The 13,825-nt window shown below is 70.5% G+C and carries 16 protein-coding genes, 1 tRNA gene and 1 riboswitch; of the genes, 9 read left to right on the top strand and 8 right to left on the bottom strand.

The features are described from left to right. Positions 1-207 precede the first annotated feature (207 nt). The 6 genes from ACWDXC_RS26225 (at position 208) to ACWDXC_RS26200 (ending at position 5,156) form a co-directional block, all read left to right on the top strand. Positions 208-678, top strand: coding sequence for a SigE family RNA polymerase sigma factor (locus ACWDXC_RS26225; protein WP_449986217.1), 471 nt, complete (start codon positions 208-210; stop codon positions 676-678). Further along, a complete protein-coding gene (locus ACWDXC_RS26220) occupies positions 675-1,889 on the top strand; it encodes a hypothetical protein (protein WP_449986215.1) in 1,215 nt (404 codons plus the stop codon). The genes ACWDXC_RS26225 and ACWDXC_RS26220 overlap by 4 nt, the downstream gene beginning before the upstream one ends. A gap of 11 nt (positions 1,890-1,900) precedes the next feature. Next, positions 1,901-2,359, top strand: coding sequence for a MaoC family dehydratase (locus tag ACWDXC_RS26215; protein WP_364168259.1), 459 nt, complete (start codon positions 1,901-1,903; stop codon positions 2,357-2,359). 149 nt (positions 2,360-2,508) lie between these two features. Then, a riboswitch (cyclic di-AMP (ydaO/yuaA leader) is annotated at positions 2,509-2,650 on the top strand. Between the two features lie 10 nt (positions 2,651-2,660). Beyond that, the gene (locus ACWDXC_RS26210) at positions 2,661-3,332 is read left to right on the top strand and encodes a CHAP domain-containing protein (RefSeq protein ID WP_449986214.1); all 672 of its coding nucleotides are present in this window, start codon (positions 2,661-2,663) and stop codon (positions 3,330-3,332) included. A gap of 94 nt (positions 3,333-3,426) precedes the next feature. Next, positions 3,427-3,903 carry a SigE family RNA polymerase sigma factor gene (locus ACWDXC_RS26205; protein WP_219498776.1) on the top strand — a complete coding sequence of 159 codons (477 nt, stop codon included), beginning with the start codon at positions 3,427-3,429 and terminating at the stop codon, positions 3,901-3,903. Further along, entirely contained in the window at positions 3,900-5,156 is a 1,257-nt protein-coding gene (locus ACWDXC_RS26200; protein ID WP_449986212.1) for a hypothetical protein, read from the top strand. The genes ACWDXC_RS26205 and ACWDXC_RS26200 overlap by 4 nt, the downstream gene beginning before the upstream one ends. Here ACWDXC_RS26200 and ACWDXC_RS26195 read toward each other — a convergent pair. The 6 genes from ACWDXC_RS26195 to ACWDXC_RS26170 form a co-directional block, all read right to left on the bottom strand. Further along, positions 5,143-5,382, bottom strand: a complete 240-nt coding sequence (locus ACWDXC_RS26195; RefSeq protein WP_219498780.1) for a hypothetical protein — start codon at positions 5,380-5,382, stop codon at positions 5,143-5,145. The two genes, ACWDXC_RS26200 and ACWDXC_RS26195, sit on opposite strands and share 14 nt — an antisense overlap. Further along, complete coding sequence (locus ACWDXC_RS26190) at positions 5,379-6,932, bottom strand: radical SAM protein (protein ID WP_449986210.1); 1,554 nt, start codon at positions 6,930-6,932, stop codon at positions 5,379-5,381. The genes ACWDXC_RS26195 and ACWDXC_RS26190 overlap by 4 nt, the downstream gene beginning before the upstream one ends. Then, on the bottom strand, positions 6,929-7,660 hold the full coding sequence (locus ACWDXC_RS26185; protein WP_364168252.1) for a prolipoprotein diacylglyceryl transferase: 732 nt from the start codon (positions 7,658-7,660) through the stop codon (positions 6,929-6,931). The genes ACWDXC_RS26190 and ACWDXC_RS26185 overlap by 4 nt, the downstream gene beginning before the upstream one ends. A 1-nt stretch (position 7,661) precedes the next feature. Further along, positions 7,662-8,180 (bottom strand): hypothetical protein, encoded by a 519-nt coding sequence (locus tag ACWDXC_RS26180; RefSeq protein WP_449986209.1) that lies wholly within the window; start codon positions 8,178-8,180, stop codon positions 7,662-7,664. A gap of 132 nt (positions 8,181-8,312) precedes the next feature. Further along, on the bottom strand, positions 8,313-8,945 hold the full coding sequence (locus ACWDXC_RS26175; RefSeq protein WP_449986207.1) for a response regulator: 633 nt from the start codon (positions 8,943-8,945) through the stop codon (positions 8,313-8,315). Further along, a complete protein-coding gene (locus ACWDXC_RS26170) occupies positions 8,942-10,099 on the bottom strand; it encodes a sensor histidine kinase (RefSeq protein ID WP_246643591.1) in 1,158 nt (385 codons plus the stop codon). Before ACWDXC_RS26170 ends, ACWDXC_RS26175 begins: the two co-directional genes overlap by 4 nt. A 134-nt stretch (positions 10,100-10,233) precedes the next feature. On the opposite strand from ACWDXC_RS26170, the gene ACWDXC_RS26165 reads away from it, so the two are divergent. Both ACWDXC_RS26165 and ACWDXC_RS26160 read left to right on the top strand, forming a co-directional pair. Next, positions 10,234-10,788, top strand: a complete 555-nt coding sequence (locus ACWDXC_RS26165) for a hypothetical protein (RefSeq protein WP_449986206.1) — start codon at positions 10,234-10,236, stop codon at positions 10,786-10,788. A gap of 48 nt (positions 10,789-10,836) precedes the next feature. After that, positions 10,837-10,909, top strand: a tRNA-Arg gene (locus ACWDXC_RS26160). A gap of 900 nt (positions 10,910-11,809) precedes the next feature. On the opposite strand, the gene ACWDXC_RS26155 is transcribed toward ACWDXC_RS26160, so the two are convergent. Further along, entirely contained in the window at positions 11,810-12,505 is a 696-nt protein-coding gene (locus tag ACWDXC_RS26155; protein WP_449986204.1) for a poly-gamma-glutamate hydrolase family protein, read from the bottom strand. Between the two features lie 160 nt (positions 12,506-12,665). Here ACWDXC_RS26155 and ACWDXC_RS26150 point away from each other — a divergent pair, with 160 nt between their 5' ends. Next, positions 12,666-13,076, top strand: a complete 411-nt coding sequence (locus ACWDXC_RS26150; RefSeq protein ID WP_449986203.1) for a hypothetical protein — start codon at positions 12,666-12,668, stop codon at positions 13,074-13,076. 81 nt (positions 13,077-13,157) lie between these two features. Here the strand turns inward: ACWDXC_RS26150 and ACWDXC_RS26145 are convergent, their stop codons facing one another. After that, on the bottom strand, positions 13,158-13,805 hold the full coding sequence (locus tag ACWDXC_RS26145; RefSeq protein WP_449986602.1) for a DNA alkylation repair protein: 648 nt from the start codon (positions 13,803-13,805) through the stop codon (positions 13,158-13,160). Positions 13,806-13,825: the final 20 nt, after the last annotated feature.

Here is a 13,825-nt window from a genome sequence, read left to right as displayed (position 1 = left end):
GGCCGTCTTAGATTTGGGAAGAAAGCGCTACGGCGTGTCCGGGCAGGGGCGAGCGCGAGCACCGTCACCGGACACACCCCCTCTCACCAGGCCGAACCCTTGTTCGATTCGAGTACCTAAGACTGTAGCGCGGACTCGAACAGGTGCGCGATGATTTCGGGTAAAGAAGTTTGCAACAGCCGAGCCCACCCCGGGCGTCATGGTGGTGTGGAGTTCGAGGATTTCGTCCGGGCCCGCGGGCCGGCCCTCCTGCGCTACGGCTACGTGCTCACCGGCAACGCCGATGACGCCGCCGATCTGGTGCAGGAGGCGCTGCTGCGGCTGAGCGACACCTGGCGGCGTGTGCGCAACAAGGACAATCCGGAGTCGTACGTCCGTACGATCATGGCCCGCCAGCACGTGAGCTGGTGGCGCAAGGTGCGGCGCGAGCGCCTGACGGGCGAGCTGCCCGAGGGCTCCTACACCGACGTCCACTCCACCGGCGAGCTCTGGAGAGAGCTCGCCACGCTGCCGCGGCGGCAACGCGCCGTGCTGGTGCTGCGCTACTACGAGGACCTGTCCGACCAGGAGATCGCCGACATCCTCGGCATCTCCCGAGGAACGGTGCGAAGCCAGGCGTTCCGCGGGCTCAACACGCTCCGGGTCAGGCCGGCGATGCTCGAAAGGGGACGGGCGTGAGGACAGAGGACGAGCTGGTCACGGCGCTGCGGCAGGGCGCCGCGGACGCGCCGGAGCCGGACCTGCTGGCGGGCGTCGCCCGGCTGCGCAGGCGGCGGCGCGCCAGGAGAAGGGCGCAACTGCTGGCCGCGGCGGCCGTGGTGGCGGTCGCGGGCACGGGCACGGCGGTCTTCAGGGGCACCGCCGTCCAGGAGAGCCCGCAGCCGCTGGCGACGGCCACGGCGTCGATCGCCCCGGTGCCCGTCGAGCCGGTGGAAGCGGTGGCGGCGGAGCTGTGGCCGGAGGCGGTGTTCACCATGCCGGCCAGGAACTCCGACGGCTGGCGCTACCGCCCCATCACCGCCATCAGCCCCACGGAGGTCCTGCTCAGCGCCGAGTCGTCGTTCGAGAAGGCCGGCAAGTTCGAGGTGTACGACGCGCGTACCGGAAAGGCCAGGCTCGTCGCCGAGGTGCCGAAGGACGACCGGCTGAAGAAGTACATCGTGCAGGGCGTGACCGTGGACGGCGCGAACGTCGCCTGGTTCGCGTACGGCGAGCAGGGCGACGGCGCGCAGATCCGCGACATCTGGACGGTCCCGCTGGCCGGCGGCGAGGCCAGGCTGGTGGCCAGCCGCGTGGGCCAGGACGCCGACCTCGACGCGATCGGCCTGGACGGCGACCACGTCGTCTGGTCGGAGGTCGACGGCGGCGTGTGGCGGCACCCGCTCGGCGGGATCGAGCCCGAGCGCGTCCCCGGCAGCGACGGCCTGCACCTCATTCAGTGGCCCTGGGCCACCGACGTGGCCGGCCTGCCGGGTGACCTGGACCGCAACCAGCTCCGGCTGGTGAACCTGGAGGACGGCTCCAGCCTCACCGTGCAGGCGCCGCCGGGCGTGCAGGGCATGCGCTGCGGGCCGGTCTGGTGTTACGGCCGGGCGGAGCGCGGCACGGTCATCAGCCGCGTCGACGGCTCGCAGCCGCCCCGGGAGGTCGCGCGCGGCATCGGCATGGGCGTGGCGCGCTACCCGATCCTGGACCGGTTCCTGGCGGCGGGCAATGCGGTGTACGACCTGGCGACGGGCACGATGGTGAGCTTCGGCAACCCGGGCAACTGGTACGGGGCGGGCGTCTCGTCGGAACCGAGCACCATCTTCTACTGGGGCGCCACCAAGGGGGACAAGCCGGACAAGTTCCGGGTCCTGAACTTGGCAGCGGTCCCACCGGCGCAATAGCGTTCCGCCTCATGCGGACCTTCGCGAACGTACAGGAACTCAAGGCTGCCGTCGGCGAGAAGTTCGGCCCCACCGAGTGGCGCACCGTCACCCAGGAACAGGTCAACCTCTTCGCCGACGCCACCGACGACCACCAGTGGATCCACGTCGACGTGGAGCGGGCCAAGGAGGGCCCGTTCGGCGGCACGATCGCGCACGGCTACCTGAGCCTGTCGCTGCTGCCGGCGTTCATGTTCGAGCTGGTGCGGGTCGAGGGCATCGCGATGGGCGTCAACTACGGCCTGAACAAGGTGCGCTTCCCCCGCCCGGTGCCGGTCGGGGCCAGGGTGCGGGCCACGGCCGAGCTGACCGACGTCAAGGGGACGCCGGCGGGCTACCTGTCCAACCTCAAGATGACCATCGAGGTCGAGGGCGAGAAGCGCCCGGCGTGCATCGCCGAGACGCTCAGCCTTTACGTTCCCGCGGAGTAGCCGGGCCGCGGGCCCCCGCCCGCGGCCGGTTTCGTGGAAATTTCGTTACGAGGGAATTACCCAGGTCAGGGGTGTGTTGGACATTTCTGTACGCGGGTAAGACGCGACCGACTCTCGGGCGTCACGACCCACCGTCCATCACAGGGACCGACCTGTGACCGCTGAATCCGCTCACACGCGGAACCGGGGACCCATGTGTTCCACCGGGGTGAATCGGCACCGACATCGCCGTAGGGCAGCTTCCACGCCCGAACCCGTCAGCTAACCCGGTAAGCGGTATGGAAGCGAGGAGTTACCCTTAATGCGCCCCATCCGCACCCCCAAGATCAACGTGTCCAAGGCCGTCCTCGGCGCCGCGCTCGTCGCGACCGCTTTCGGCGCCCACGTGTCGGCGGACGCCAGCACCGCGACCACCGCCAACACCCAGCCGCAGGCCGCCCAGGCCCAGCAGGCCGCCACGAACCAGAACACCAGGGTCAACGTCTCCGCCTCGCAGGTCCTGGCCGTCGCCAAGGCCCAGGTCGGCACCTCCGAGAACGCCGCCGGCGGTGGCACCAAGTTCCAGCAGTGGTACGCCAACTCCCAGCGCGCCGCCGAGACCGTCCAGCGTGACGGCGGCAGCCGCCAGGACTACCTGAACGCCGCCTGGTGCTCGATGTTCGTCTCCTGGGTCGGCGAGCAGACCGGCGCCCGCACGCAGGTCGGCTGGGACGCCTACACCGTGACCCACGCCAAGTGGTTCGCCGCCAACGACCGCTGGGGCCAGGAGGCCAAGCCCGGCGCCGTGGTCTTCTTCTCCTGGAGCGGCAGCAAGGACATCAGCTCCATCGACCACGTCGGCTTCGTCGTCAAGGACAACGGCGACGGCACGATCTCCACGATCGAGGGCAACACCGGCAACGGCAAGGTCGAGGAGCGGGTCCGTCCCACCTCGCAGGTCGCCGGCTACGGCTACCCGTCGTACGCCGCCTGATCAGACCGCCTCGAAAGCGCGCGTCCCCTTCCGGGGGGCGCGCGCTTTTCGCGTTTCGTGCAACGGTACGGCGTGCTGGAGGATCCCTGGATACGTGGACCACACAACCGAGTTCGACGAGTTCGTCCGGAGCCGGGGCGACGCGCTCCTCCGGTACGGCTACGTGCTGTCCGGCAACGCGGACGACGCGGCGGACCTCGTCCAGGAGGCTCTGGCCAGGCTGGGTGACGCCTGGTCACGGGTGCGCAAGAAGGACGACCCCGAGGGGTACGTGCGCACGACCATGGTCAGGCTGCACATCACCTCGTGGCGGCGCAGGCACCGGGAGGAACTGGTGTCCGTCGTGCCGGAGAAGGGGCGCTTCGACCGCTACGAGGACGCGGACCTGTGGGCGGACCTGCAACGGCTGCCGCCCAGGATGCGAGTGGTCCTCGTGCTGCGCTACTACGAGGACCTGCCCGACGCGGAGATCGCCGCGATCCTCGGCGTCTCGCGCGGCACCGTGCGCAGCCAGGCGGCGCGTGCCCTGGACAAGCTCCGGATCAAGCGAATGCTGCAGGAGGCACGATGAGAAGCGAAGAGGACCTGGTCCGGACCCTGCGTGCCGGGGCCGGGCACGTCACGCCGACCGGCGGGCTGGCGGCGGCCGTCGCGGCCCGGCGGCGGGCGCGGCGACGCCGGCAGCGGGTGAGCATGGCCCTGGCGGCCGCCTCGGTGGTGCTGGTGGCCGGGGGGACGATGGCGGTGTGGCGGGGGGAGCCCCGGGTCTCGGTGGAGCCGGCGGTCGCGGTGACCACGGTGTCGCCTGGGGAGGTGGCCAGTGCCGTCCCCAGGGTGGCGGAGGTGAAGCCGGTGGCCGAGGTGTGGCCGGAGGCGGTGTTCACGATGCCGGCGGCGGCCCCCGATGGTTGGAAATATCGCCCGGTGACCGGAATTTCCCCCACCGAGGTGCTGCTGACCGCCGAGTCCTCCTTCGAGAAGGCCGGCCGCCTGGAGATCTACGACACCACTGCCCGCACGACCAGGGTGGTGGGCGACATGCCCGCCCCCGAAGGCGTCAAGGGCTACTTCGTCCAGGACGTCGAGGTGGGAGAGCGGCACTTCGCCTGGTACGGCACCACGCCCAACGACAGTGACAAGTGGGCCGACTTCTGGATCATCCCCCGCGAGGGCGGCACCGCCCAGCGGGTCGGCGAGGTCACCGGCGACCTGGCGAACGTGGAGCGGATCGGCCTCACCGAGGACGCCCTGGTCTGGTCCGTACGCGACGGGGGTGTCCACCGGCTGCCGCTGTCCGGCGGCGAGCCCGAGAAGGTCGCCGGCTCCGACGGCCTCCACCTGGACTCCTGGCCGTACGCCGTCGGCTACGCGCCGGGCGAGCGCGGGCAGAAGAACCAGGACCGCAGGGTCAACCTGGTGACCGGCGAGAAGACCCCGCTCCCGGCCTCCGGCTCCGTCACGAAGCTCACCTGCGCCGCCGAGTGGTGCTACGGCGACGCCAAGGGCGGCGGGCTCCTGGTGCAGGGCCTCGACGGCTCCGACGCCACGCTGCTCCCGTCGCTCGGCTTCCACGGGGAGGTCCTGGGCGACCGGTTCGCCTCGGTCATGCCGGTCAGAGGGGACGCCGATCCGGCCAAGGAGTACGTCGCGCCCGTCGCGGTCTACGACCCGGCGACCGGCAAGATCGCCGGCGTTAACCGGGTGTCGCCCGACGGGTCCGCCAGCTACGGCAGCGGAACGTCGTCCTCGCCCACCACGATCATGTACTGGGGCAAGGGCCCCGAGGTCACCGTGATGAACCTGGCGGCCGTCACCAGAAGATGATCGCCGCCACCGCGAGCGCCGCCAGCAGACCCAGGTAGGCCAGCACCAGCCGGGTGTCCCGGAGCAGGCACTTGCTCCGGGTCAGCCCGGCCCGCCGCGCCTTCCAGTAGCCCGCGAACCCCAGCCCGGCGAACGCCAGCAACGCCCACGGCCCGAACAGCCACGCCAGCAGCGCGACCGTGGCATAGACGCACAACCTCAGCGGATCGTACGGCTCGGCCTTCACGTGATCACCTCCAGCGGGAGCCGTACCCTCGGCTCGGCGGCCACCGCCGACAGCCGCTGGGCCGAGAGCTGCGGCCACGCCTGCACGGCGCAGAACGGCGCGCACTGGTCACGGTCGGACCGCGTGCCCACGTGCACGCAGCACTGCGTCAGCCGCTCCTCGATCATGGTCGACAGGTCCATGAACGGCTTGACCGTCACCCGCACCACCCGCTCGCTCAGCATCCGGCGCAGCTTCGCCCGCCTGCCGGGGAGCGCGGACGAGGCCAGCGCCAGCAGGGTGGAGACGCCGAGGTCGCAGTTCTCGCAGATGTTGCGCCACAGGTCGCCGATCCGGGGGTGCGACAGCGACGACTGCTCCGACAGCAGGCCGAGCAGCGACTCCTGGACGGCCAGCCGCAGCTCGCGCGGGATCTCGGAGTCGGCGATGCGGTTGGCGACCAGGCCCAGGTTCTCCTTGAGCCGGTCGTGGCCGATCAGCGCCACCAGCGAGCGCCACTGCCGGGAGTCGTCGCGGATCAGGTAGCCGACCGAGCAGCAGTGCGGGTGCGAGCACGGCAGCGCGGTCAGGTCGCGCCAGGTCACCAGGCCGCCGGTCTGCGGGCCGAGCCGCTTGAGCACGCCGGTGTGGGTCAGGCGGTCCATCGGGTCGATGGCCCCCGACCGGCCCGAGCCGAACTGCGGCTGCAACGACACGCCGCCCACGTACGGGGTGTCGAGGGCCAGCCTGATCACGTCGCCGATCTCGCCGTCGTTGACGCCCAGGGCGGCGGTCATCACCAGCGTGGTGAAGATCTCCCGCTCCGACAGCCTCCGTACGGCGTCGGCCTTCAGCCTGCGCAGGTCACCGCCTCGGTGATGGCGGGAGGACTCGGCCGAGGAGCCGTCGTACTGGAGGTAGACCTCGACCCGCTCGCGATGCTCGGTGAGCAGGTCCAGCAGCGAGTCGTCGCGGGCGATCAGGACGCCGTTGGTGTTGATCAGGATGCGGGTGACGGGCCGGGCGGTCAGCTCGGCCAGGAGCGTCTTCAGCTCGGGGTGCAGCGTGGGCTCGCCGCCGCTCAGCATGAGGACGTCCAGCCTGCCGTTCTCCCTGGCCAGCCGCTGGTCCACGTTGGCCAGCACCTCGGCGACGGGCACGATGCCGGACAGGTCGGGGGAGCTGCCGGCGAAGCAGGTGGGGCAGCGCAGGTTGCACGCCTCGGCGATGTCCTCCAGCAGGATGCAGGTGTGCTGCGTCTGCATCTCCGGAAGCCCTTGCAGGTACGCGCCCGGCACGGGGGCGAAGTTGCCCGACACATCCGGGATGTGCTGCTTGGTGGGAGCGGTCCATTCCTCCAGATAGGCAAGAATATCCGGGTCCTCGTCGTACAGCGTCCTGACCAGGCCGTGCTTGCGGCACCCGCGTTCGAGCCACACCTGGCCGTCCCGCTCCGCCAGGTAGCCGCTCAGCCGCTCCACCCGGGTGAGATCGGGCTCCTGACAGTGCGGGCAGAACGCGTTGACGTAGCGGAGGATGCGGTCGCCCCGCAGCTCCATGCCTGTGCTCACTGGTGCACCTTCCGGTCGAAGAGGGCATCGTAGTAGCCGCGCCGCCAGCCGTAGCCGACCCGGAGCCCCAGCAGCAGCAGGCCGGGCAGCAGGAAGCACTGCGGACCGGTCAGGCCGGACCACAGGATGTCGTTCACCCGGGTGAACTCCACCAGGAAACGGAACACCGCGTAGCCCGCCAGATAGAGCGTGAACAGCTCGCCCGGCCTGGTCAGCCGCTTGCGCGCCCACACCAGGGCGGCGAACGCGGCGAGCTGGAAGACGATCTCGTAGACGAACGACGGGTGCATCGCCTGCCCCGCCAGGCAGCCGGGGCAGTCCGGGGTCGTCGCCGGCGCGTGGATGCCCCACGGCAGCGAGGTCGGCCGCCCCGGGGCCTCGGTCAGATGGCAGCCGATCCGCCCGACCGCCATGCCCAGCGCCACCGCCGGCGCGAACAGGTCACCGGTGCGCTCCCGATAGCCGATCACCCGCTTGGCGACGAGCACGCCCACGTACGCGCCGGTCAATCCGCCCAGGACGCTGCGCGACCCGTACAGCCAGAGGCTCTGCAGGTCCAGCGTCTCCAGCCAGCCCGCCAGGCGCATGCCGATGGCGCCGCCGACCAGCGCCCCGGTGACCGCCACCAGCGACTGCTCGTTCAGCGCCCCCCGGCTGCGGGCCTCGCGGACGAACACCACCGAGGCCACCAGCACGCCGAGACCGACGAAGATCTCGTGCAGCGGCACGTCAGCCGCCGTAGAGGCTCGGGTTGAGACCCGTGCACAGCCCCGCCGTGACGATCGACCACAGCGCCCAGCCGATCATCAGCCCGAGCCCGGTGCCGATCGACCACGGCTTGCGCATCAGCAGCAGGCCGACGCCCACGCCGAGCCCCACCAGGGCGAGGAACGCGGCCGCCGCCCCGATCACGACCCCCGCCTTGTCGCCGCCCATGGCCGAGCCGGCGACCATGAGGACCCCGAACACGACCATGACGTTGATGACGCTGTAGATCGCCACCCCGGCGAGCGCGAGCCCGACCACGATCCCCGCCGAGCTGCCCTGCGGCTGCGGCGGAGGCGGCCACGGCCCATGCTGTTGCCCGTACGGCGGCCACTGCTGTTGCCCATGCTGCGGCCCTTGTTGCGGCCCGTGCGGCGGCGGCCCGTGCGGAGGTCCTTGTGGCGGCCCTTGTTGTGGCCCCTGGGGTGGCTGGCGCCACGCCGGGTCGTCCGGGCCCTGCGGCGGCGGCGGTGGTGTGGTCATCGGCTCTCCCCCCTGGTCCGGCAAAGGTTAGGGGGCGACACTTTCACTTGGCTATACATACCGGCCGATATTGCTGCCCCGCGCCCGGCCCCACCCCTCAGCCCTGCCCAGCATGAACCGCCTCAGACCGCCCTATAGCCCCTCCGAGTAATAGATGGCCGCCTGAACCCGGCTCTTCAGCCCCAGCTTGTTCAGCACCCTGCTGACGTGGGTCTTGGTCGTCGCCTCCGCCATGTCGAGCTCCCGGGCGATCTCCGCGTTGGACAGCCCGCGCCCGATGCAGGCCAGCACCTCCCGCTCGCGCGGCGTCAGCCCGGCCGGATCGACCGCCTCCTTGCGCACCGGCGGCGCCTGCTCGCCGAACGCCGTGATCAGCCGCCTCGTGACAGCCGGCGAGATCAGCCCGTCCCCCCTGGCCACCAGCCGCACGGCCTCCACCAGCGAATCGGCGTCGGTGTTCTTCAACAGGAACCCGGCCGCCCCCGCCCGCAACGCCCCGAACACGTACTCGTCCACGTCGAACGTCGTCAAGATCAGCACATCGGCCACCCCGACCAGCTCCCTGGTGGCCGAGATGCCGTCCATCCGCGGCATCCGCACGTCCATCAGCACCACGTCCGGCCGCTTCTCCTTGGCCAGCGCCACGGCCTCCACCCCGTCGGCCGCCTCGCCCACGACCTCGATGTCGTCGGTGCCGTCGAGGATCAGCACGATCCCGGCCCGGACCGCCGCATGGTCGTCGGCCACCAGAACCCTGATGCTCATCCCGCGCTCCCGTCATCCTGTCCAGAGGTCGGCAACCGTGCCGTGACCCGCCACCCGTCGCCCTGCGGCCCGGCCTCGAACGTGCCGCCGACCAGCGCGGCCCGCTCCCGCATGCCCACCAGCCCGGCGCCGGCGCCCGGCAGCCGCGCGTCACGCCCGTTGACCGCGTTGTCCACGGTCACCGAGACCTGCCGCGCCTCGTAGCGGATGTGCACGCTCGCCGGCTGCTCGCCGTGTTTGAGCGCATTGGTCAACGCCTCCTGAAGAATCCGGAACGCGGCCAGATCGACCGGCGGAGGCAGCTCCCGGGGCTCGCCCTCGACGCGCAACGACGTCTCCATCCCCGACCCGCGGGCCCGTTCGACCAGGCCCTCCGCGTCGGCCAGCCGTGGCCGCACCGCCTCGGCCTCCTCACCCGCCTGCCGCAGCAACCCGATCATGGACCGCATCTCGGACAACCCCTTCACGCTGTTCTCACGTACGGACTCCATGATCTTTCGCACGGTGCCCTGGTCCAGGTCCTTGCGGGACAGCACGGCCGTGGACTGGATGGCGATGGCGCTGAAATGGTTGGCGATCATGTCGTGCAGCTCGCGGGCCATCCGCGTGCGCTCGGCCGTGATCGCCGCCTGCCGGTCGAGCTCGGCCAGCCGCGCCACCTGCTCGGCCCGCGTCCGCTCGGCCACCGCCCGGTCGCGCTGCTGCCGCAGCACCTGGGCCGTCGTCACCGGCGACACCAGCACCAGCCCCAGCTGCACGCTGATCAGCGCCAGCACCCGCCAGTCGCTCGCCAGGAACCCGCCCACCGCCCCGGACACCACCGCGATCATCGTCGTGCCGATCAACAGCCACCGCGACGCCCTGGCCGGCCCGTAGAGCGCGGCCGCGTACAGATTGTCCGTGTAGACCAGCACCGTGCCCAGCGACGGCCCCACCACGGTGTCGAGCAGGATCCCGGTCGTGCCCAGCCCCAGCGAGGCCATCGGCGCCCGCGTGCGCCCCAGCGTGGCGAGGCACACCATCGCCAGCGGCACCGCCATCATCCACCGGGACGGCTGCCACGCGGGCGGGTCGCGGGGGATGTAGGCTCCAGCCGCGATCAGGAGCAGACCCACCGCGAAGGCCAGCCCCGCCAGCAGCGGCACGCGTTTCATGCCTCCTATCCCACCACCCCGGACCACCGGTTCCCTCCTTCGCGGGGCCGCCTGTGGATACACCCTTCGATGTATCCACAGGTTCCTTTTCCTGGCGGAGGAAACCGCCCAAAGCGCCCGCAAGACTGGACAGCGTGATTGTCGCCATCCTGATCGCGTGCGAGATCGGCTTCTGGGTCCTCCTCGGACTCGGCCTCGCCTGCCGCTATCTCTGGAAGCGCCGCCGCCTCAGCACGGCCCTGCTGGTCAGCGTCCCCCTCCTGGACGTCGTCCTCCTCACCGCCGCCGTGATCGACATGCGCGGCGGCGCCGTGGCCGACTTCAAGCACGGCCTCGCGGCCGCCTACCTCGCGTACTCCGTCGTCTTCGGCCACCGCACCCTGCGCTGGGCCGACGCCAAGTTCCACCACCGCTTCGCCGGCGGCCCCCCGCCCCCGAAACCCCCACCCGGCGGCAGGGCCCGCACCCTCTACGAATGGCGCTACTGGCTGCTCATCCTGCTGGCGTACGGGATCGCCTGGGCTGTCGTCCTGCTCATGACCTGGCTCGTGGGCGACCCGGCGCGTACGGAGGAGCTTCGGATGTTCGTCCTGCAACTCGTCAGAGTGCCGGCGATCGCCCTGATCTGGCCGGTGAGCCACACGCTCTGGCCCAAGAAGGTGGAGACCGAAGACGCGCGATCGGCGTAACTGGTTCGAGGCATCGCTCGGGACCCGCTATGCTTGCTTACGCAGCGAGCGGCCGTAGCTCAATGGATAGAGCATCTGACTACGGATCAGAAGGTTAGGGGTTCGAGTCCTCTCGGCCGCGCAGCAGGTGAAAGGCCCTCCGGGATCATCCCGGAGGGCCTTTTACATGGCCGCACAGCTGTCTTCGCTGGCCCTGACGGTGCGCCGGAGATGGTTCCTGGAAGCCCACGGATCAGCTGACCTCCGCGCGGAGGTACGTGGCTCGCGCACACCGAAGCAAAAAGGCGCTCGCCCTTGACTAAGCGCTGCGTCCGGCTTCTTTCTAATAAGAAGCTTTCCTAAGAGTGCACCACCTTCGGGGACCGTCCGCGCACCAGCCAACCCTGCTGGAGGTCAGCAGATGCACCTCAGAAAAGCACGCCGCGGCCCTGTCCGCCACAGCTCTCCTCACCGCCTCCGCCCTCTTCGGCATGGCCTCTCCGGCGAACGCCGACCCCAACTGCACGACCGGCGTGGATAGTCCCAAGACCGCCTGGGCGATCTGCGCCGGCTACGCCCGGTACGCCGTCCTCATCTATGTCAGTCACCCCAACCCCAACGCTGGCGTCGGTTCCTGGCACGAGGTCGGCACCTGCGTGTCCACCGGACAGCGCTCCGAGCACACGCCGTACCACAGCATCCCCTTCACTGTGGGAGTCGCCCTCATCTGCTGACGCCGGCTCCGCACCCCGAAACGAAGGCCCGTGCTACCAGGGAAATCTGGGACGGGCCTTTCGGCTTGTTTGGGCAATCCCTGGATCTTGCTGACATGGACTCGGTCCTGAGGAGGCCGAGGAGCGTTTCGCCTGGCTGGAGGCCGTCGATGGGGCCGGTGGTGTGGTCGTGCTGGGCGTCGACTCGCACGGTGCGGCGGACGGCTGGGCTGCTCTGGCCGACGGCGGGAAGGTCCGAGGTGGGTTCGTGCCCGCGGCCCGGCGGGACGGCTGACGGGGAGGGAACCCGCGCTCCCCAAAGGCGCTGGTCAGGAGGCTAGGGCGCTGTTGACGGCGTTGATGTAGCGGTAGAAGGCGCTGGTGCGGTTGGCCGGGTTCTCCACCCAGGCCCTGGACAGTTTGCCGCCCTTGAAGAAGCGCGTGCGCTGGCCCTTGCTGATCTCCAGTTGTACGCCCATGCGGCGCTTGTTCTTGTTGACGATGTTGCGGGGGCTGGTGCCGTTGATCCGGTCGGGGACCGTGGCCGCCACCGGGAAGCCGGCCTTCCTGAGAGCGGCGGTGACCTTGGCGACCAGGCGGGCGTCGCGGCCGCCGACGTAGGTGGTCGCGTGGGTGGCCGCGGCGGCGTGCCAGGAGACGGTGCGGTCGACGGCGGCGACGAGCTTGAGCGCGCGAGGTTCGTCGAAGCGGGTCGAGGTGATGTGGAGTTTGCTGTTGCTGTCGGGCTTGATGCCGACGAACGAGTAGAAGGCGTGCTTGGTGCCTGCCGCGTGGTCGGCGAGCTGGGTGGTGGGTGACTCGATCGCGCCGCCGTGGATGGCGATGTGCGCCACCTTGGCGCCTCGGGGGAGGCGGCGCAGGCGCAGGTAGTCGCGGCCTTCGACTTCCTTGGCGGCGAGGGTCGCGTAGTCGGGGTACGTGTCGGCGGCCACGGCTTGGGCGGGGTGTGGGGCGGCTGCTGGGATGAGCAGGGCCACGAGCCCGGCGGTGATGATCTTTCGCATGGCGCCCATCGTGTCATCTCGTCCCGGTATCAGGGGCCGTGTCAGGGCGGCGACGATCTGGTGTCAGGGCGGTCGGCGAAAGTTGGGGACATGAACGGTTCGCCACTGCGAACCGCACCACCCGGCCGACAGGCACCGTACAGCTCAGAAGGAGCGTCTCATGACCATCGCCATCTCCCTCACCGACCAGGACAAGCTCACCCTCCGCGTCGCCGCCTGGGGCGCCGTCTCGCTGATGTCCGCCGCCGGCGCCGCCGGTTCGGCGCACCGGGTCGCCACCGAGGGGTCCATCGCGCTGACCTCGGCGACCGGGCTGGTCGGGCACGTGCTGGCCAAGGCGCCCAAGGGCGTGAAGTACGGCAGGACCGTGGCCACGCTGGCCGACCAGGTGCTGCCCGCGCTGACGGAGTCGATGCGCCTGCTCGACCAGCAGGACCCGGCCGAGGCGGCCAACTTCCGGGGCACCGTCCTCGTCGCCGTGGACGCGGCGGCGCAGATCCACAAGGGCGAGCCCAGCCCCGCCCTGGCGGACATGGCCCGCAAGATCACCGCGGCTCTCGACGCCGCCTGATCCATGCGGGTCCGGGCGAGAATCGTACGCACGGTCACGGGGTCCACGACGGGCCCCGTGACCCTGTGGCCCGGGAATCTGTTACGACGCCGCCTGCTGCCGGCGCACCATCTCGCCGATCCAGATCGGCGCGTACGGCGACGTGCACCCCGGCGAGGTCGGGTAGTCCTTGAGCACCTCCAGCCGCTCCCCGATGGCCAGGGCGCGGGCGCGGTGTTCGGGGTGTTCGATCCCGATCTGGGCGAGGCAGGTGTTCATCGCCCACTGGAGCCGTTCTGGGGCGTCCTTCATCTCTTTCTCGACGAGGTCGAGCAGCCCGGCGAGGTCGATCCCCTCGGGCTTCTTCGTCACCCGTTCGGAGGTCAGCGCCCAGCCGGCGCTCGCGACCACCGGGTCAAGGTCGGCGAACCAGGCCACGCGCAGCTCCTCGGCGTGCGGGCTCTTCTTCACCACATAACTGACGAGCCAGTCGTGCACCTTGGGCGTGCCCGCCTCGCGCATCATGGCGTCGAGTTCGTCCCGCTCGTACGCCTTCGGGCGGCAGATCAGCATCGCCAGCAGCCTGGCGGCGGTGTCGCCCGTCTCCCAGAGCCGGCGCGCGAGGTCCTGCTGCGTCTTCAGCCGCTTGGCGAGGGCGCGCAGCTTGCCGAGGTTCACCCCGTGGTCGTCGCCGTGCTTCTCGTTCACCTCGCGGATCCTGGGGTCCTCGAGCTCGGCCAGCTCGGCCATCACCTCGGCCACCGTCGTCT

The sequence above is a fragment of the Nonomuraea sp. NPDC003214 genome (assembly GCF_053590035.1).
This window is presented reverse-complemented; position numbering and strand designations above follow the sequence as displayed.